General features: G+C 73.9%; 16 protein-coding genes. 13 read left to right on the top strand and 3 right to left on the bottom strand.

What is annotated here, in order from left to right:
* Positions 1-124 precede the first annotated feature (124 nt).
* Entirely contained in the window at positions 125-373 is a 249-nt protein-coding gene (locus tag GPA02_RS12675; protein WP_156200446.1) for a WhiB family transcriptional regulator, read from the top strand.
* Positions 374-453: 80 nt separating this feature from the next.
* Here GPA02_RS12675 and GPA02_RS12670 read toward each other — a convergent pair whose 3' ends face one another.
* Positions 454-1905: a sensor histidine kinase gene (locus tag GPA02_RS12670; protein WP_156200445.1), complete on the bottom strand. Its 1452-nt coding sequence runs from the start codon at positions 1903-1905 to the stop codon at positions 454-456.
* Between the two features lie 86 nt (positions 1906-1991).
* Between GPA02_RS12670 and GPA02_RS12665 the strand changes: the two genes are divergently transcribed.
* The 10 genes from GPA02_RS12665 (at position 1992) to GPA02_RS12620 (ending at position 11847) form a co-directional block, all read left to right on the top strand.
* Positions 1992-2498: a DUF2505 domain-containing protein gene (locus GPA02_RS12665; RefSeq protein ID WP_156200444.1), complete on the top strand. Its 507-nt coding sequence runs from the start codon at positions 1992-1994 to the stop codon at positions 2496-2498.
* Between the two features lie 199 nt (positions 2499-2697).
* On the top strand, positions 2698-3999 hold the full coding sequence (locus GPA02_RS12660) for an ABC transporter substrate-binding protein (protein ID WP_240134032.1): 1302 nt from the start codon (positions 2698-2700) through the stop codon (positions 3997-3999).
* An 83-nt stretch (positions 4000-4082) separates the two neighbouring features.
* Positions 4083-5057, top strand: a complete 975-nt coding sequence (locus GPA02_RS12655) for a carbohydrate ABC transporter permease (RefSeq protein WP_156200442.1) — start codon at positions 4083-4085, stop codon at positions 5055-5057.
* Positions 5054-5923, top strand: coding sequence for a carbohydrate ABC transporter permease (locus GPA02_RS12650; protein WP_156200441.1), 870 nt, complete (start codon positions 5054-5056; stop codon positions 5921-5923). Before GPA02_RS12655 ends, GPA02_RS12650 begins: the two co-directional genes overlap by 4 nt.
* A gap of 100 nt (positions 5924-6023) precedes the next feature.
* Positions 6024-7013, top strand: coding sequence for a LacI family DNA-binding transcriptional regulator (locus GPA02_RS12645; RefSeq protein ID WP_240134031.1), 990 nt, complete (start codon positions 6024-6026; stop codon positions 7011-7013).
* Between the two features lie 35 nt (positions 7014-7048).
* Entirely contained in the window at positions 7049-7975 is a 927-nt protein-coding gene (locus tag GPA02_RS12640; protein WP_156200439.1) for a DNA-3-methyladenine glycosylase family protein, read from the top strand.
* A gap of 122 nt (positions 7976-8097) precedes the next feature.
* Positions 8098-9336, top strand: coding sequence for a sensor histidine kinase (locus GPA02_RS12635; RefSeq protein ID WP_156200438.1), 1239 nt, complete (start codon positions 8098-8100; stop codon positions 9334-9336).
* On the top strand, positions 9324-9980 hold the full coding sequence (locus tag GPA02_RS12630) for a LuxR C-terminal-related transcriptional regulator (protein WP_156200437.1): 657 nt from the start codon (positions 9324-9326) through the stop codon (positions 9978-9980). The genes GPA02_RS12635 and GPA02_RS12630 overlap by 13 nt, the downstream gene beginning before the upstream one ends.
* A gap of 11 nt (positions 9981-9991) precedes the next feature.
* Positions 9992-10864 carry a hypothetical protein gene (locus tag GPA02_RS12625; protein WP_156200436.1) on the top strand — a complete coding sequence of 291 codons (873 nt, stop codon included), beginning with the start codon at positions 9992-9994 and terminating at the stop codon, positions 10862-10864.
* 263 nt (positions 10865-11127) lie between these two features.
* Entirely contained in the window at positions 11128-11847 is a 720-nt protein-coding gene (locus GPA02_RS12620; protein WP_156200435.1) for an NUDIX hydrolase, read from the top strand.
* Between the two features lie 40 nt (positions 11848-11887).
* Here the strand turns inward: GPA02_RS12620 and GPA02_RS12615 are convergent, their stop codons facing one another.
* Together GPA02_RS12615 and GPA02_RS12610 are read right to left on the bottom strand one after the other, a co-directional pair.
* Positions 11888-15310, bottom strand: a complete 3423-nt coding sequence (locus tag GPA02_RS12615) for a proline dehydrogenase family protein (RefSeq protein ID WP_156200434.1) — start codon at positions 15308-15310, stop codon at positions 11888-11890.
* A gap of 4 nt (positions 15311-15314) precedes the next feature.
* Positions 15315-16511 (bottom strand): hypothetical protein, encoded by a 1197-nt coding sequence (locus GPA02_RS12610; RefSeq protein WP_156200433.1) that lies wholly within the window; start codon positions 16509-16511, stop codon positions 15315-15317.
* A gap of 169 nt (positions 16512-16680) precedes the next feature.
* Here GPA02_RS12610 and GPA02_RS12605 point away from each other — a divergent pair, with 169 nt between their 5' ends.
* Positions 16681-18477 (top strand): ABC transporter ATP-binding protein, encoded by a 1797-nt coding sequence (locus tag GPA02_RS12605; RefSeq protein ID WP_156200432.1) that lies wholly within the window; start codon positions 16681-16683, stop codon positions 18475-18477.
* A partial coding sequence (locus tag GPA02_RS12600; RefSeq protein WP_204986606.1) for a hypothetical protein occupies positions 18470-18770 on the top strand: 301 nt, incomplete at its 3' end. The genes GPA02_RS12605 and GPA02_RS12600, both read left to right, overlap by 8 nt.

The raw sequence follows: 18770 nt of genomic DNA, 5'->3' as shown, positions 1-18770 counted from the left end.
TGATGCGTGCATGTGAAACTGGATCTCGGTCAATTTCCCTTTGGTCGTGCTGCCCAGATGCGGTACGCGGCCACGACGGGCGGCGACGCCGCCCCTCCCCTTGCTCGCTAGGAGGGCTACACGCATGGATTGGCGCCACAAGGCCGCCTGCCTGACCGAGGACCCCGAGCTGTTCTTCCCGATCGGGAACACCGGCCCGGCTCTCGTGCAGATCGAGGAGGCGAAGGCGGTCTGCCGCCGCTGCGACGTCGTCGACCAGTGCCTGCGCTGGGCGATCGAGACCGGTCAGGACTCCGGTGTGTGGGGTGGGATGTCCGAGGACGAGCGCCGAGCGCTCAAGCGGCGCACGGCACGTGCGCGCCGCGCGGGCTGACACACTTCTTCACTTTCGCCCCGGCGCTCGAAAAGAGCGCCGGGGCGATTTTCATGCATTTCAGCAAATACCCCGACGGCTCATTCATTCATCTCCGCGAGCCGCGTCTGCAACGTCACCTCGGTGCCGCCGCCGGTGCGGCTGGCCCATGAGATCGAGCCGTCCAGGACGGTGTCGACCAGCGTCGTGACGATCTGGGTGCCGAGCCCGTCCATCGCCGACGGGTCGACGCCGACGCCGTCGTCGATGACCTTGACCGTGAGCGTGCGCCCCTCGCGCGAGGACGCGACGGTGACCGTGCCGCCCTGGCGCGCCAGCCCGTGCTCGACGGCGTTGGTCACCAGCTCGGTGAGGATGACCGCGAGCGGGGTGGCGTCGGCGGCCGTGACGCGCCCGAAGGCGCCCTCGCGGACGAACGTCACCGGCGCGCCCCCGAACGCCGCGACGTCGGCGGCGAGCCGCAGCGCACGCCCGAACACGTCGTCGAAGTCGACGACCTCGTCGATCGTCTGCGACAGCGCCTCGTGGACGGTCGCGATCGTCGCGACCCGGCGCATCGCGCCGTCGAGCGCCTCCTTGACCTCGGTCGAGGTGCTGCGACGGGCCTGCAGCCGCAGCAGCGCCGCGACGGTCTGCAGGTTGTTCTTCACCCGGTGGTGGATCTCCCGGATGGTCGCGTCCTTCGTCATGAGCTCGCGCTCGCGGCGGCGCAGCTCGGAGACGTCGCGCACGAGCAGCACCGCGCCCATGCGGGTGCCGTGCTCGGTGACCGGCTGGGCGCGCAGCGACAGCGACACCCCGCGCGACTCGATGTCGGTGCGCCACGCCGCCCGCCCCATGAGCACGAGCGGCATCGACTCGTCGACCGGGTTGGAGTCCTCGATCAGGGGCGTGATCACCTCGGCGAGCGAGCGGCCCACGATCTCGTCGGAGACGCCGAGCCAGTGGAACGCCGAGAGCGCGTTCGGGCTGGCGTAGAGCACCTCGCCCTCGCTGTTGAGCCGGACGAGGCCGTCGCCCACCCGCGGGGCGCCGCGGCGCCGCCCGGTCGCGGCGTTGGCGGCCGGGAACTCGCCGCGCGCGATCATGCCGCACAGCTCGTCGGCCGACTCGACGTAGTTGATCTCCAGCCGGCTCGGGGTCCGGCTCGCGCCGAGGTGTGTCTCACGGGCGATGACGGCGATCGTGCGGCCCGCCCGCACGACCGGGATCGCCTCCTCGCGGATCGCGTAGGCACCGGTCCAGCGCGCCTCCCCGACCCGGCAGATCTGCTGCGTCGTCATCGCCTCGCGCAGCGTCGCGACGAAGCCGCGCGGGGCGTGGCTGCCGACGATGTCCTCGTGGTGCACGGTCGCCGCGGTCGACGGCCGGCACTGCGCGATGGCGACGAAGTCGTCGTCCTGCGTGGGCAGCCACAGCACGAGGTCGGCGAACGCGAGGTCGGAGATCACCTGCCAGTCCCCCACCAGCAGGTGCAGCCACTCGACGTCGGCGGGCGAGATCGCCCCGTTCCGGTCGATCAGATCGCTCATCGTGGACACCCCGGTAGCGTAGGGCGCTCACCGCGTCCCGCGACGCCGTCGCCGGCGTCGCCCCTGCCCCACCGAGGAGCTTCCCCGTGCGCCCGTTCCAGGCCCGAACCACCTACGACGCCCCCGTCGCCGAGGTCGCCGCGATGATGGCCGACCCCGCCTTCGTCGAGCGCAAGGTCGCCGCGAGCCGGCCGGTGAGCTCGACCGTCGACGTCACGACGACGCCGGACGGCGGCTTCACGGTCTCGACGCGCCGGGCGCTGCCCACCAGCGACCTGCCGGCGGCGGCGCAGCGCCTCGTCGGCGCCACCCTCGAGCTGACGCTGGTCGAGCGCTGGGGCCCCGCCGAGGCCGACGGCAGCCGCCGCGGCACCGTCGAGCTCGACGTCGTCGGCAAGCCCGCGAGCGCGTCCGGCACCGCGACGCTCGCCCCGGGCCAGCCGGGTCAGACCGTGCTCGTCTACGAGGGCACGGTCGAGGCCCGCATCCCGCTCGTGGGCGGCAAGATCGAGGAGCAGGCCGTCACCCAGGTGCAGCGGGTGCTCGACGGCGAGCGTCGCGTCGGCACCGCCTGGCTCGCCGAGCGCGCCTGAGCAAGCGCCTCCGCTCGCACGCCTGACCCACCTCCACCGCGCCGCCTCTCGACGCCCACCTCTTGACGTCAGGCGTGACCTCCGTCACGCTGTGCGCAGGTGAGAGCGCTCTCACCGATTCTTTTCCTCAACGATGAGAGCGCTCCCATCGCGGTCGGGAGCACCACCCGGCCGCGCAACCACGGACAAGGGAGTCACAGTGCGCAGGACTACACGTGCGGCAGCCGTGCTCATCGGCGTGGCCGGTCTCGCCCTCGCAGGGTGTGCGGGCGGCGGGGACGACGACGCACCCGACGGGCAGGCCGGCGGCGAAGGCGGCGGAGGCGGCGACCAGGTCACGCTGACCGTCGCGACGTTCAACGAGTTCGGCTACGAGGAGCTCTTCGAGCAGTACATGACGGAGAACCCGAACATCACGATCGAGCACACCAAGGCCGACACCGCCGACAACGCGCGCGACGCGCTGCGCAACAGCCTGGGCGCGAACGCCGGCGCGGCCGACATCGAGGCGGTCGAGGTCGACTGGCTCGTCGAGTTCATGCAGTACCCCGACAAGTTCGCCGACCTCTCCTCCCCCGAGGTCGAGGGCCGATGGCTGGACTGGAAGGTCGACGCGGCCACCACCGACGACGGCAAGCTCATCGGCTACGGCACCGACATCGGGCCGGAGGCGATCTGCTACCGCGCCGACCTCGTCGAGGCCGCGGGCTTCCCCTCCGACCGCGAGGGCTTCGCCGAGTGGATCGGCGACAGCTGGGAGTCCTACTTCGCCGCGGGCCGCGAGTTCGTAGCCGCCTCCGACTCCGCCTGGTACGACTCCGCGGGCGCGCTCTGGCAGGGCATGACCAACCAGATCGAGGTGCCCTACGAGACGCCCGAGGGCGAGATCATCGCCGCCACCAACCCCGAGGTCCGCGCCGCCTACGACGCGGTGCTGAAGGCCTCGGTCGAGGACGGCCTCTCCGCGCACCTGGGCCAGTGGTCCACCGACTGGGCGCAGTCGTTCCAGGGCGACGAGTTCGCGACCATGCTCTGCCCCGGCTGGATGCTCGGCATCATCGAGGGCAACGCCGCGGGCATCGAGGGCTGGGACATCGCCAACGTCTTCCCCGGCGGCGGCGGCAACTGGGGCGGCTCCTACCTGACCGTGCCGGCCCAGGGCGACCACGTCGAAGAGGCCATCGCGCTCGCACAGTGGCTGACCGCGCCCGAGCAGCAGATCCAGGCGTTCCTCGCCAAGGGCACCTTCCCCAGCCAGCCCGCGGCCTACGAGGACCCGGCGCTCGTCGACTCGACCAACGCCTTCTTCAACGACGCGCCGACCGGCCAGATCTTCATCGACCGGGCCAACGCCGTCGAGTTCCAGCCCTACAAGGGCCCGAACTACTTCGTCATCAACACCGCGATCCAGGACGCGATCACGCGCGTCGACGTCGACGGCTCCGCCGACGCCGAGAGCTCCTGGGCGCAGTTCGTCAGCGACGTCGAGGCCATCGGCTGACCGACTCCTGAGCACGTCCCGGGGCCGGGTCGCACGGCCCGGCCCCGGGGCGGGGAGTCGACGACGCGCACGCGCGAGCACCCATGAGCACCGTGACCGACGCACCCACCCGCACCCGGGGCCGCCGGCCCGACGACGACCGGCCGCCCCGCAGGATCGGCCTCTCGCAGCGGCTGGGCACCTGGGACGTCAAGCTGTCCCCCTACCTCTACATCTCGCCGTTCTTCGTCCTGTTCGCGATCACCGGCCTGTTCCCGCTGCTGTACACGGCGTACGTGTCGATGCACGACTGGGACCAGATCATGGGCCAGGGCGAGTTCGTCGGGCTGGAGCACTTCCGGTTCGTCCTCGGCCACAGCGACTTCTGGGTCTCGCTGCGCAACACGATCAGCATCTTCCTGCTGAGCTCCGTGCCGCAGGTGCTGGTGGCGATCACGCTCGCGGCACTGCTGGACTCGAACCTGCGAGCGCGCACGTTCTGGCGGATGGGGGTGCTGCTGCCCTACGTCGTCGCGCCGGTCGCGGTCTCGCTGATCTTCTCCAACCTGTTCGCCGACCGGTTCGGGCTGGTCAACGCCGCCCTCGGCCTGATCGGGGTCGAGCCGATCCGGTGGCACTCCGACCCGCTGGCGAGCCACGTCGCGATCGCGACGATGGTGAACTTCCGCTGGACCGGCTACAACGCGCTGATCTTCCTCGCCGCGATGCAGGCGATCCCCCGCGACCTCTACGAGTCGGCGTGGATCGACGGCGCGGGCCGGGTCCGGCAGTTCTTCTCGATCACGGTGCCGATGCTGCGGCCCACGATCATCTTCGTCGCGATCACCTCCACGATCGGCGGCCTGCAGATCTTCGACGAGCCACGGCTGTTCGACCAGTACGGCCGCGGCGGCGCGGGCAGCCAGTGGAAGACCCTGACGATCTACCTCTACGAGCTGGGCTGGACCCAGTCGAACTTCGGCCGGGCCTCGGCCGTGGCGTGGCTGCTGTTCCTGGTCATCGTCGCGTTCGGGCTCGTCAACCTGGCCGTGACCCGACGGATTGCGGACACACGATGATCCCCACCACCACCGTTCCCGGCGCCGCCACCCGGACGCGCCGCTCCGGCCTCAACCGACCCGGCTTCGTCACCTACGGGCTGCTCGGCGCGTTCCTCGCCGGCAGCGTGTTCCCGCTGTGGTGGTCATTCCTCATCGGCAGCCACGACTCGACGGTGCTCGCCCGCACCCCGTTCCCGCTGCTGCCCGGCGGCAACTTCCTGCGCAACGCCGCGACCGTCATCGACCAGGTGCCGTTCTGGCGCGCGACGCTGAACTCGATCATCGTCTCGACCACGGTCTCGCTCTCGGTCGTGCTGTTCGCCACGCTCGCCGGGTTCGCGTTCGCCAAGCTCCGTTTCCTGGGGCGCGGGCCGCTGCTCGTGTTCGTCGTCGCCACCATGGCGGTGCCCACCCAGCTCGGCGTCGTGCCGCTGTTCATCGTCATGGCGCGGCTCGGCTGGACCGGTGAGCTGACGGCGGTCATCGTTCCCGCCATGGTCACGGCGTTCGGCGTCTTCTGGATGACCCAGTACCTGCGGGGCACGCTGCCCGACGAGCTGATCGAGGCCGCGCGGGTCGACGGCGCGTCGATGATCCGCACGTTCTGGCACGTCGCGCTGCCCGCGGCACGGCCCGCCGCGGCGATGCTCGGGCTGTTCACCTTCGTGGCGACCTGGACGAACTTCTTCTGGCCGTTCATCGTCCTCAACGCCAAGAACCCCACGCTCACGGTCGCGCTGCAGCAGCTGCAGGCCGCGTACTTCATCGACTACTCGATGGTGCTCGCCGGCGCCACGCTCGCGACGATCCCGCTGCTGGTGCTGTTCGTCGTCGCCGGGCGGCAGCTGGTCAGCGGCATCATGCAGGGCGCGGTCAAGGGATGAACTCGGTCCCCGCCGCGACGCCGCACGCGCTACCGTCCCGCTCGAGCGGAGGAGGACGTCGCAGGTGAGCTCGCGAGGCAGCGCCCCGACACTGGAGGACGTGGCAGCGCGCGCGGGTGTCTCGCGCGCGACGGTCTCGCGCGTCGTCAACGCCGACAGCAAGGTGTCCGACGCCGCCCGCCGTCGCGTGCAGGAGGCGATCCGCGAGCTGGGCTACTCCCCCAACCGGGCCGCGCGCTCGCTGGTGACCAGGCAGGCGGACTCGATCGCCGTCGTCATCCCCGAGTCCGACGCACGGGTGTTCTCCGACCCGTTCTTCGCCGGCACGATGCACGGCATCGCGACGGCGCTGGCCAAGACCGACCTGCAGATGGTGCTGGTCATGGGGCAGGCGACGCACCGCGACCGGATGGACCGCTACCTGCGCGGTGGTCACACCGACGGCGCGATCATCACCTCCCACCACCGTCGCGACGAGTTCTGGCAGGCGGCCCAGGCGAGCGGTCTCCCGGTCGTGTTCCTCGGTCGTCCGTTCACGCCGGTGCCGGGCATGCCCTACGTCGACGTCGACAACGCCCACGGGGCGGCGCTCGCCGTCCGGCACCTGGTCGAGACCGGGCGCACCCGGCTGGCGACGATCGCCGGGCCGTCGGACATGGTCGCCGGCGTCGACCGTCTCGCCGGCTGGCGACGTGAGGTGCGGGCGGCCGGGCTGTCCGACGCGGCCGTCGTGCACGGCGACTTCACGGCGGCCGGCGGCGCCGCGGCGATGGAGAAGCTGCTGCGCGCCCACCCCGACCTCGACGGCGTCTTCGCCGCCTCCGACGTCATGGCGGTCGCGGCGATGGAGGTGCTGCGCGAGCACGGACGCCGCGTCCCGGACGACGTCGCCGTCGTCGGCTTCGACAACGTCGACGCGGCGGCCGAGGCGAGGCCGCCGCTGACGACGATCGTCAACCCGGTCGCCGCGATGGCGCGGCAGGCCGTCACGCTGCTGCTCGGTCTGCTCGACGGCGACGATGTGCCCGCGGCGGTGACGCTGTCGACCGAGCTCGTCGTGCGCGCCTCCACCGTCGGTCGCCAGGACTGACCTCCCGCGTCGCCGCCCCCGCGTAGCCTGCGGTGGTGAGCGGTCCTGCGGCACGGAGGTGGCGGCCGGGCTGGCCCTGCCCCACCGGTCTCGTGCTCGCCCACCTCAGGCGCGGCGCGGGCGACCCGACCTACCGCGTCACGCCCGACGGCACCGTGTGGCGCGGCATCCGCACGCCCGAGGGGCCGACGACGCTCGCGGTCGCCCCGCTGGACGCCGACGGCGTCGTCGCGGCACGCGCCTGGGGCCCGGGCGCGGCGTGGGTGCTGGAGGCGCTCCCACGCATGCTCGGCGCCGAGGACGACCTCGCCGGGTTCCACCCGCGGCACGACGCCGTCGCCCGGCTGTGGCGGCGCTTCCCGCGCTGGCGCCTCGGCGCGACCGGGCTGGTCATGGAGGCGCTCGTCCCCGGGATCATCGAGCAGAAGGTCACCGGCAAGGAGGCGTTCGGCGGGTACCGCCGGCTCGTGCAGCGGTTCGGCGCGCCCGCCCCAGGGGCGCCCGAGGAGCTCCGGCTGCGGGTGCCGCCGTCGCCGTCCGACCTGCTCGCGATCCCCTCGTGGGAGTGGCTGCGCATGGGCGTCGACCACGGCCGCTCGGCGCCGCTGCTGCGCGCCGCGGGCGTCGCGACCGCGCTCGAGCGAGCCGGCGGACAGGGCCCCGAGCGGCTCGACCAGGCGCTGCGCTCGATCCGCGGCATCGGCGTCTGGACGAGCGCCGAGGTGCGTGCGCGGGCGCTCGGCGACGCCGACGCCGTCAGCTTCGGCGACTACCACGTCGCCAAGGACGTCGGCTACGCGCTCACCGGCGCACCGGTCGACGACGCGGGTCTCGCCGAGCTGCTGGCGCCCTACGCACCGCACCGGCACCGCGTGCAGCGGCTCGTCGAGCTCGGGCACGCCGGTGCACCGCGCCGGGGCGCGCGGATGTCGGTGCGCACCCACCTGCCGGTCCGCCGCTGACCCCGGGTACCCCGGCCGGTCGGTGCGGCGGCCCCGGGGCGGCCCGCCACCGGGGGCTATCCCCCGCGGATGCGCAGGCCCTCCCCGTGCCGCACGGCTCGCCACGCTCCTACGGTGGTGCCATGACTCGACGACTGGGCCAGACGCTGGCCGTCGCGGCCCACCTCGCCGCGCTGGGCCTGTGTGGTCCGCTGGTGCTCGCCGGCCTCGTCTCGCTCGTCGCGGTGGGCGTCGCGGGCCTCTTCGCCGCCGGCTTCGGCGTGCTGCTGCTCGCGCTGGCGGCCATGTCCTTCTGGTGGCTCGCGTGGTTCGAGGAGTCCCGCGTCGCCGGCCTGCTGGGGCTCGACATCCCCGAGCGCCCCATGCCACGGTCGACCCGCACCGACTGGGTGCGTGTGCCCCACACGCTGTGGGTGCAGGTCACCGACCGCGCCAACCTGCGCAGCCTGCTCCACCTGGTGATCGTGTCCCTGCTGGGCCTCGTCACCCTCACGATGCTCAACGTCGCCGTGACCGGGGCGACCTACGCCGTCGTCACGGCGGTCGGCCCGGGCGACGGCGTCTTCCTGGCGCCCTGGTTCGGTATCGAGTCCGGGCGCATCGCCGCGGTCGGCATCGGGGTGGGAGCGACCCTGCTGGGGCTCGCCGCCGTCTACGTGCTGACGCTCGTGCACCGCTCGATCTCGCCGCAGCTGCTCGTGCCCTCCCGCGAGGCCGAGCTGACCCGACGCGTGGAGAGCGCGACCCAGCGCCGCCACGAGGCCATGCGCGCGGCCGAGGTGGAGCGCACCCGCATCGAGCGGGACCTCCACGACGGCGTGCAGCCGCGACTGGTCTCGGTCGGCATGACGCTGGGCATGGCGCGCGCCAAGCTCGCCTCCGACCCCGAGGCGGCGGCCGCGCTCATCGACGAGGCGCACACCTCCACCAAGGCCGCGATCACCGAGCTGCGCCAGCTGGCGCGCGGCATCCACCCGGCGGTGCTCGCCGACCGCGGCCTCGACGCCGCGCTGTCCGCGCTCGCTGCCCGCTCCCACATCCCGGTGCACCTCGACGTGCGGCTCTCGTCGCGCTGCACGCCCGAGACCGAGGCCGCGATGTACTTCGCCGTCGCCGAGTCGCTGACCAACGCGGCCAAGCACTCCCAGGCCGCGAGCGCCCGGGTGACGATCCTCGAGCGGCCGGGCAACATGATCTGGGCACGCATCGAGGACGACGGCCAGGGCGGCGCGCGGCGGCTGCCCGGCGGCGGCATCGACGGCGTGGCCAACCGGGTCGCCGCCGCCGGCGGCACCTTCTCCCTGACCAGCCCGCCCGGCGGGCCGACGACCATCGAGGTGAGCCTCCCGTGCGCATCCTGATCTGCGAGGACTCCGTGCTGCTGCGCGAGGGCATCGTGCGGCTCGTGGCCGACGCCGGGCACGAGGTCGTCGCGGCGCTGCCCGACGCCAGCCGCCTGGACGAGGAGGTCGCGGCCACCTCGCCCGATCTCGCGATCCTCGACGTCCGGCTGCCACCGACGTTCACCGACGAGGGCATCCGGGCCGCGCTGCGGCTGCGCGCGGCGCACCCCGACCTGGCGGTGCTCGTCCTCAGCCAGTACGTCGAGGAGCGGTACGCGACCGAGCTGATCGCGGCCAACACCGGAGGTCTCGGCTACCTGCTCAAGGACCGCGTCGCCGACGTCGAGGAGTTCCTCGGCAGCATCGAGACCGTCGGCTCGGGCGGCACCGTGCTCGACCCGGAGGTCGTCGCGCAGCTGCTCACCCGGCGCCAGCGCGACTCGAAGCTGTCGCGGCTGACCGAGCGCGAGTCGCAGGTGCTGGCGCTCATGGCCGAGGGGCGCTCGAACCAGGCGATCGCGAAGGCCCTCTACATCTCCGAGGGCAGCGTGGAGAAGCACATCTCCTCGCTGTTCCTCAAGCTCGACCTCGAGCCCGACACCTCCGGCAACCGCCGCGTGCTGGCCGTGCTCGCGCACCTCGACTCCCACCCGAACGCCTGAAGGGGCGAGACATGACCACCGAGACCTTCACCCCGCACGACGGGCCGCCGCCCCAGGACGCACCGGTCCCCTCCGACCCGCGTCCGCCGGGCCGCAGCACCGGCTGGGTGGCGCTGCTCGTCACCCTCGTGGGCGCCGTCGTGGTGCTCGGGCTCGTGCTGCAGTCCGTCGTCGTCGGCATCGGCAGCTCCGGGCGGTCCGACCAGGCGTCCTACACCAGCGACGTCGACGGCGTGACCTCGCTCGACGTCGACATCTCCTCAGCCGAGCTCTCGATCCGGTTCGACGCCGTCGACGAGGCGAGCCTCGAGGTGCGGTCGACGGGTTGGCGCCGCAACCTCACCTGGCTGCTCGAGAACGACGGCGGCGTGCTGCGGGTCGCCGACGAGCGCGACCTGTGGTTCTGGCCCTCCTTCGGCGGCGCCCGCACCACCGCCGAGCTGGTGCTGCCCGCCGCGCTGGAGGGCGAGATCGACGCCGACCTCGACCTGAGCGCGGGGTCGCTGCGCCTCGAGGGCGACCTGCAGGCCGTCGGCATCGAGGTGTCCGCGGGCAACCTGACGTTCACCGGGGCGAGCACCGCGCTGGCCGTGGACGTCAACGCGGGCGAGGCCACGGTCGAGACCGAGGGGCCCGAGAGCGTGACGGTCGACCTCAGCGCGGGCCGCTTCACCGGCACCGTCACCGGGGCGCCGCCGCGCACGACGACGGTCGAGGTCAGCGCCGGCAGCGTGCGGCTCGAGCTGCCCGACGGGGAGTACTCCCTGGGTGGTCAGGTCGCCGCGGGCGACCGCACGATCGACGTGCGGACCAACCCCACCGCGGACCACGCGCTCACCGTCGACGTCCGCGCCGGCGACGCCTGGGTCGGCTACAGCCGCTGACCCCCGCCTCCCCACCCACTTTCACCGCACTTTGCAACAGGCCTCGGTTTCACCGCAGTTTGCAACAGGGCTAGGTAGGAGCGCGCGAGACCCCGGCGCGTTGGTCGGTCACCGACCGAGCAACCCGTGCGGTCATGCCGCGCGGCCTGTTCACAGTGCGACGAGACCGGCGCTGTTCCAAAGTGCGGTGAAAGTGGCGGATGTTGCACAGTGCGGTGAAAGTGGCGGATGTTGCACAGTGCGGTGAAACGTAGGGTGGGTGGGTGAGCACGTCGGTGAGGCAGCCCCACCCGGCGCGCGGCTCGTTGGAGGAGTTCGTCGCGCGGGTCGCGGCCGAGGGGATGACGCCGCTCGGCGGCATGCACGCCTACGAGGCCGAGCGAGCCGCGGGGTTCCGTGCCTCCGCCGTCCTCGCCCTCTTCGCCCCGACCGCCGACCCGGCTCGTCTTCCCGAGTCCGATCCCGTCGACGGCGTCGACATCTTCCTCGTGCAGCGCTCGCCGCTGCTGCGCCACCATCCCGGCCAGATCGCGCTCCCGGGCGGCAGCCTCGAGCCCGGCGAGTCCGAGGTCGAGGCGGCGCTGCGGGAGACGCACGAGGAGATCGGGCTCGCGCCGGACCTCGTCGAGGTGCTCGCCGTGCTCGACCCGGTGCTCGTGCCGTTCAGCAGGTTCGTGGTGACGCCGGTGCTCGGCTGGACCGACTCACCCGGCGCGGTCTCGGAGGTCTCGCCCGGCGAGGTGCTGCACACCCTGCGGGTCCCGGTCGCGCACCTGCTCGACCCCGCCCACCGGGCCACCGTGACGATCGGCGGGCACGGCAGCGCGGGCTTCGCCCTCGACAGCGGCTGGGTGTGGGGCTTCACCGGCAACCTGCTCGACCACCTCTTCACCGAGATGGGGTGGAGCCGCCCGTGGCCGCGCGAGCGCGTCCACGAGATGACGATGTCCGAGGCCCGCGGCGACCGCTTCCTCGACCGCTAGCCCGGTCCCGAGCAGGTCAGGCCCGCCCACGACGGCGTCGCTAGCGCCGCTCCAGGTGCCCGAACCGGTGCCGGGTGCGGCTGATCGCCTGCTCGCGCAGCATCGTCAGCAGCTCCCGCCGCCCGGACAGCAGCACCGGTCCGGTGAGCAGCGTGACGTCGGCGTCCGGCTCGACGGCGGCCCGCCACAGCCCGGCCGCGTCGCCGACCACCCGTACCCGGCCGCGCACCTCGCCCGCCGCGATGCGGGCGGCGAGCTCGGCGTCGGTCTCGACGTGCCACCCCTGGGCCTGCGCCCAGGCGGCCATGCCCTCGGCGAGCGGCACCTCGGGCGCGACGCTCACGTGCGCGGGCACGCCTGCGCACTCGGCGGCAAGCAGCACCCGCAGCAGGTCGGCGGGCGCGGCGTCGGCGCTGCCGCGCACGGTCACCGCTGGCATCGGCCGGTAGCGGAACACGTTCGACTCCGCGCGCAGCCCGCTGCGGTCGGTCTCGGCGGAGTACAGGTCGCGTGCGTGGGCGTCGGAGCCCGCGGCGACCCGCAGCCGCTCCACGTCGGCGTCGGGCAGCCACCGCCGGGCGGCGTCGAGCACCGCGGCGACGCGCGGCCCGACCTCGCCGGACGCCGTCGGCACCCCGACCTGCTCCCACTGGAGCAGCTGTGCGACGTAGTTCGGACCGCCGGCCTTCGCGCCCGGCCCCACGACCGAGCGCTTCCAGCCGCCGAAGGACTGCCGCTGCACGATCGCGCCGGTCGTGTGCCGGTTGACGTAGGCGTTGCCCACCTCGACGGCGTCCAGCCAGCGGGCGATCTCGTCCTCGTCGAGGCTGTGCAGCCCGCCCGTGAGCCCGTACGGGGTGGCGTTCTGCCACGCGATCGCCTCGTCGAGGTCGGCGGCCTCCATGATGCCCAGGACCGGGCCGAAGTACTCGGTGAGGTGGAACGGCGAACCGGGCCGCACGCCGGTCTTGAGCCCGGGCGACCACAGCCGGCCGGTGTCGTCGAGCTGCCGCGGCTCCAGCAGCCAGCTCTCGCCGGGCTCCAGCCGGGTGAGGGCGTCGGCGAGCTTGCCCTGCGGCGGCTCGATGACCGGCCCCATCGTGACCCCGAGGTCGGAGGGCCAGCCGACCCGCAGCGACGCCACGGCGTCGACGAGCTGGCGCCGGAACCGTTCCGACCTCGCGACCGAGCCGACGAGGATGAGCAGCGACGCCGCCGAGCACTTCTGCCCCGCGTGCCCGAACGCCGAGCGCACGGCGTCGGCGACCGCGAGGTCGTAGTCGGCGCTCGGGGTGACGACCAGGGCGTTCTTGCCGCTCGTCTCCCCCAGCACGCGCGGCCCGCCGTCACGGTCCGCGCGCCAGCCCATGAACATCCGGGAGGTCTCGTACGCGCCGGTGAGGATGACGGTGTCGACGTCGCGGTGGCTCACCAGCGCACGCCCGACGTCGCCCTCGTCGGTGCGGACGACCTGCACGAGGTCGGCGTCGGCGCCGCTCTCGCCGAGCGCCTCCCGGACCGCCTCGACCGCGATCTCGGCGCACCGTGGCGTCGGGCCTGCGGGCTTGATGACGACGGCGGAGCCCGCCGCGAGCGCGGCGAGCACGCCGCCGATCGGGATCGCGACCGGGAAGTTCCACGGTGGCGTGACCAGCACGACCCGGCTCGCGGTGGGCGTGAGGCCCTCGGCGAGCGCGAGGTCGTCGACGGCCTCCGCGCTGTCGGCGTAGTAGCGGGCGAAGTCGACCGCCTCGCTGATCTCGGGGTCGGCCTCGGCCACGGTCTTGCCGCCCTCGGCGGCCATCGCCGCGAGCAGCTCGTGACGGCGCGACTCCAGCGCGACGGCAGCCGCGCGCAGCGCCCGCGCCCGGTCCCGCCCGGCGCGGATCGCCCAGCCGGGCTGCACCTCGACGGCGCGCGCGACGACCGCGTCGACCGCGTCGACGTCGGCGAGCACCGGGGAGACCGGCTCGACCGACGTCGTGGCGACCGCCGCGGCCGCGGCGGCCCGGACCTCCGGCACCGTCGGGTCGGAGTCGGGGGTGTTGGCGAAGCTGTCGGTGACCGGCGGTCGGGCCGCGGTGCGGCGCGGGCCGCGCGCGGTCGTCGCGTGGGCCGCGACGCTGCGACGGAACCGGCGCTCCTGGTCGCTCATGCCGTCGTCGCCGGAGGCGAACAGGGCGTGCAGGAAGTTCTCGGGCGCGGCGTTCTCCTCGAGCCGCCGCACGAGGTAGGAGACCGCGACGTCGAAGTCGGCCCGCGCCACCACGGGCGTGTAGAGGATGACCGGGCTGCTGTGCCCGACCTCGGCGCGCACCGCGCGCGCCTGCGCCGGGGCCATGCCCTGCAGCATCTCGACGTCCATCGCCGCGGCCACGCCCCGGCGGGTCGCGAGCAGGTGGGCGAACGCGACGTCGAAGAGGTTGTGCGACGCGACGCCGAGCCGCACCGCCTGGCAGACCTCAGGGCGCAGCGCCGCGTCCAGCAGCCGCACGTAGTTGGCGTCGACCTCGTCCTTGGTCGGGTAGGGCGCCTGCGGCCAGCCGTGCAGCTCCGCCTCGACGCGCTCCATCGCGAGGTTGGCGCCCTTGACCAGCCGGATCTTGATGCGGGCACCGCCGGCCTCGACGCGCCGCTGCGCGAACGCGACGAGCCGCTCGAGCGCGGCCGGGGTGTCGGGCAGGTAGGCCTGCAGCACGATGCCGGCCTCGAGGTCGAGCAGCTCGGGCTCGGCCAGCAGCGTCTCGAAGACGTCGAGCGTGAGCTCGAGGTCCCGGTACTCCTCCATGTCGAGGTTGACGAACGTGTGCGGGCTCGCGGCGCGCGCGGCCGCGTACAGCGGACGCAACCGCTCGACGACCCGGGCGGCCGTGCCGGCGGTGTCCCAGGTGCTGATCTGCGAGACCAGCGAGGAGACCTTGATCGAGACGTAGTCGACGTCGTCGCGCTGCAGCAGCTCCAGGGTGCGCCGGGCGCGGGACTCGGCCTCGGCCTCGCCCAGCACGGCCTCGCCGAGCAGGTTGATGTTGAGGCGGTAGCCCTCGGCGCGGGCGCGCGCGAGGTGGTTCGCCAGCGTCGGGTCCTCGGCGTCGACGACCAGGTGCCCGACCAGCTGGCGCAGGCGCTTGCGCGCGAGCGGCACCACGACCGACGGCGCCATCCGCGCGACGCGGGCCCCGAGCCCCAGCAGCGCCCGGTCGGCACCGGAGAGGAACCGCGCCGAGCCCGCCAGCCCGGCGAGCGCGCCCAGCTCCCGGGCGGCCACCTCGACGTCCTCGGGTCGCGCGACCCGGTCGACGAACCGCACCGCGAGGTCGAGCCCGGCGGGGTCGGCCACCAGCCGGGCGAGCTGCCCGGAGGTGCGTCGTTCAGCCCCGGTCTGCTGCTCGGTGGTCTGCTGCGCCCAGCGGCGGGCGAGCGCCACGGCCTCTTCCACGAGCTCCTCTGCCGGCGTCAGAACCATGTCCTCATCCTCGCCCATCGACGTCGCCCAGCAGGGTCTCCCCCAGCACCTTCGCCGAGCGCGCCCCGTCGTGGTTGCGCGCGGCCCAGGCGGGTCCGCGCGCGGCGACCGCGGCCGCGGCCTCGCGGTCGGCGAGCACCTGCTCGACGACGTCGCGCAACGTCTCGGCGTCGGCCTCCAGCGCCGGCAGCTCCTCGCCGAGCGGGTCGCTCGCGGCCATCGCGGCACGCACCTCGGGCGCGACGTGGGCGACGGCGAGCCGCCCGGCGGCCATCGTCTCGATGAGCAGCGTCGCGGGGTTGCCGAGCACGACCTGGTCGACGACGACGTCGGCCGCCGCGAGCGCCTCCGGCATCCTGGCGTTGGGCACGCCCTGGAGCTGCCGGTAGACGATCCGGCCGGCGGCGTCGAGGGCGCCGAGGACGCGCTCGACGACCTCGGTGCCCTTGAGGCGCGGGTTGGTCGGGGCGTGCAGCACGACCGGGCGCGAGGAGCGCAGCGGTGGCCGTGCGGTCCGGAACGCCTCGACGTCGACGACGATCGGCAGCCAGGTGGCGCCGGGCACGTGCTCGAGCATGTCGGGGGTCGCGACGAGCAGGGGCAGCCGCTGCGCCCGGACCTCCTCGAGCAGCCGTTGGGTCTGCTCGACGCGCGCCTGCATGCGGTGCAGCCGCTCGTCCCACTCCTCGCGGAACGGCGAGCTGCGGTAGCGCTCGGCGTGCGCGCGCAGGTCGCGCGCCTCGGACCCGTGGACGAGCACCCCGACCGTCACCCCGGCGTCGGCGAGCGCGGGGAGGTCGTCGAGCACCGTGCGGTGGTGCACGTCGTCGAGGACGGCACGCCCGCCCTCGGCGAGCACGTGCGTGGCCGCGAGCACGAGGTCGCGGTAGGGGGCGAGGCCGCGCACCTGCGCGGCGGCGGGGACCTCGACGTCGGCCGGGTAGCCGAGCGTGCTCGCGCCGTGGCGCGGCTGCATCCGCACGCTCAGGGCCTCGACGTCGGTGTGCGCCTCGACGGCGCGGGCCCACCGCCAGGCCTGCCCTGCGGTGTTGAGCGGTCCGACGACGAGCCGTCGGCCGGCGCCGCGCCAGCCCGGCAGCAGGGCGCTAACCTCGCGCTCGGCGGACCGTCGCAGCACCGTCTCGGCGAGACCGCGGACCGGCCCGGGCAGGGCACGGAAGAGCCGGTACGCCGTCGACATGCTCGCCACCCTAGGTGCCCGGGGGCCACCGCCGTGGGACTGCCACGGGGCTGCTGGTGGGCGGCTGCGGGTTGCCCGTGCCGCGGCGAGGTGACGCGCACGTGCCGCGCGACCCCATACCCTCGGAGCGACCGCCCGCACCGTCGGCCGCGAAGGAGCAGCGAGGACCATGGCCGCCCTGTGGCGCACCGTGCGCCGACTGCTCGGCGTGCTGCCGCCGGGCACGCGCCGGTTCGTCGTGCTGTTCGCGACGCTGCAGAGCCTGCTGGCGATCCTCGACGTGGCGGCGCTCGGGCTGCTCGCGGTGATCCTGGCGCCCATGCTCACCGGCGGCGAGACGAGGCTGCCGGTGCTCGGCACGATCGCCGAGCCGTCCCAGTTCCGCGACGTGCTGCTGGTGGTCGGGCTGCTGATCGTCACCAAGAGCGCGCTGGCGATCGTGCTGCAGCGGTGGGCGACGTCGCGGTTCGCGCGGTTCGAGCAGGCGCTGGGGGCGCAGCTGCTCGCCGGCACCTTCCGTGCGCCGTGGACCGAGCGGCTGCGGCGCAACGCCACCGACATCGTCCGCTCGACCGACGTCGGTGTCGGCGCCACGGTCTCGGGCGTGCTCATCCCGTTCTGCCAGCTCGCGGGCGAGCTGGTGACGTTCGTGGCCGTCCTCGGCGTGCTGATCGTGGCGCAGCCGCTGCTCGCCTCGGTCACGGTCGTCTACTTCGCCGCGGTGGCGGCGGGGCTGTACGTGTGGGTGCTGCGCCGCGCCGTCGCGGCCGGGCGGGACAACCGCACGTACTCCGCGCGGGCCGCCCGGCTGACGAGCGAGATGGTGCACGCGCTGAAGGAGATCACGCTGCGCGGCCGCGGCCCCGAGCTCGAGCAGCTGGTGCTCTCGGTACGGTCGCGCTCCTCGCGGGCGCGGGCCGACCAGTCGTTCCTCGGCGCGATCCCGCGCTACGTGCTCGAGGCCGCGCTCATCGGCGGGCTGGGCGTCGGTGCAGCGATCGGCTACGCCCAGGACGGCGTCCCGGGCGCGCTGTCCGCCGTCGCGCTCTTCGGCGTGGCCGGGTTCCGGATCGTGCCGTCGCTGACGCGGTTCCAGACGATCCTCGCCCAGACCGGTGCGAACCTGCCGTTCGCCGACCAGGTGCTCACCGAGATCGACCGCAGCCGCCGCTACACCGAGCCGCACGCGGAGCCCGGCGAGCCGCTGGCACCGGGCAGCCGCACGCTGCGGCTGCGGGACGTGACGTTCCGCTACCCCGGCTCGACGACGCCCGCCGTCGACGGTGTCAGCCTCGAGCTCCCGTTCGGGCAGACGCTCGCGCTGGTCGGCGCGTCGGGGTCGGGCAAGTCGACGCTCGTCGACCTCGTGCTGGGGCTGCTGCAGCCGGACTCCGGCGAGATCCTCGTGGGCGAGCAGCCGTTGGAGCGCGTGCTCGCCGACTGGCGCTCCCGCGTCGGGTACGTGCCGCAGGACGTCGCGCTGTTCGACGCCTCGGTCGCCCACAACGTGGCGCTCACGTGGTCCGACGACCAGATCGACCCCGAGCGCGTGCGCCGCGCCCTGGCACGCGCCCAGCTGCTCGACGTCGTCGAGTCCCGTCCCGAGGGCATCCACGCCCCGGTCGGCGACCGCGGGCTCGCGCTCTCGGGCGGGCAGCGGCAGCGGCTCGGCATCGCGCGCGCCCTCTACGACGACCCGCTGGTGCTGGTGATGGACGAGGCGACCTCGGCCCTCGACACGAGCACCGAGGCCGCGGTCACCGCTGCGATCCGCGAGCTGGCTGGCGAGATCAGCGTCATCGTGGTGGCGCACCGGCTCGCGACGATCCGCCACAGCGAGCAGGTGTGCTTCCTGCGCGACGGCCGGCTCGTGGCGAGCGGGTCGTTCGCCGAGGTCGTGGCGGCGGTGCCGGACTTCGCCGAGCAGGCCGCGCTCGCCGGGCTGGTCGGGGGTGCGGATGACTGAGCGCCTCCCCCGCGTCCACGGGCGCGCGCCTCGCGTCGCGCTGCTGGTCTACAACCAGGTCTCGACCGACAGCCGCGTGCTCAAGACCGCGGCGTCGCTGCGGGCCGCGGGCGCCGAGGTGCTCGTCGTCGGCAGCGCGCGGCCGGGCTACCCCGCCGGTGCCGACCTCGTCGGCGACGCGCTGCCGATCCACCGCGCGAGCGACCTCGACCTCGTCCGGCTGCTGCCGTGGCTGGCGCGCGGCGTCCGCCGGCTGCGCGCCGCCCGCGCCGAGGCCGTGCGGGACGCGCCTG

It is taken from the genome of Actinotalea caeni (assembly GCF_009733795.1).
Taxonomy (GTDB): Bacteria; Actinomycetota; Actinomycetes; order Actinomycetales; family Beutenbergiaceae; genus Pseudactinotalea; species Pseudactinotalea caeni.
This window is presented reverse-complemented; position numbering and strand designations above follow the sequence as displayed.

What these genes read in the sequence shown, in the direction of transcription:
- GPA02_RS12615 (WP_156200434.1), bottom strand. Translation starts at nt 15,310, where the DNA reads ATGGTTCTGACGCCGGCAGAGGAGCTCGTGGAAGAGGCCGTGGCGCTC.
- GPA02_RS12610 (WP_156200433.1), bottom strand. Translation starts at nt 16,511, where the DNA reads ATGTCGACGGCGTACCGGCTCTTCCGTGCCCTGCCCGGGCCGGTCCGC.
- GPA02_RS12655 (WP_156200442.1), top strand. Translation starts at nt 4,083, where the DNA reads ATGAGCACCGTGACCGACGCACCCACCCGCACCCGGGGCCGCCGGCCC.
- GPA02_RS12635 (WP_156200438.1), top strand. Translation starts at nt 8,098, where the DNA reads ATGACTCGACGACTGGGCCAGACGCTGGCCGTCGCGGCCCACCTCGCC.
- GPA02_RS12675 (WP_156200446.1), top strand. Translation starts at nt 125, where the DNA reads ATGGATTGGCGCCACAAGGCCGCCTGCCTGACCGAGGACCCCGAGCTG.
- GPA02_RS12670 (WP_156200445.1), bottom strand. Translation starts at nt 1,905, where the DNA reads ATGAGCGATCTGATCGACCGGAACGGGGCGATCTCGCCCGCCGACGTC.
- GPA02_RS12650 (WP_156200441.1), top strand. Translation starts at nt 5,054, where the DNA reads ATGATCCCCACCACCACCGTTCCCGGCGCCGCCACCCGGACGCGCCGC.
- GPA02_RS12625 (WP_156200436.1), top strand. Translation starts at nt 9,992, where the DNA reads ATGACCACCGAGACCTTCACCCCGCACGACGGGCCGCCGCCCCAGGAC.
- GPA02_RS12605 (WP_156200432.1), top strand. Translation starts at nt 16,681, where the DNA reads ATGGCCGCCCTGTGGCGCACCGTGCGCCGACTGCTCGGCGTGCTGCCG.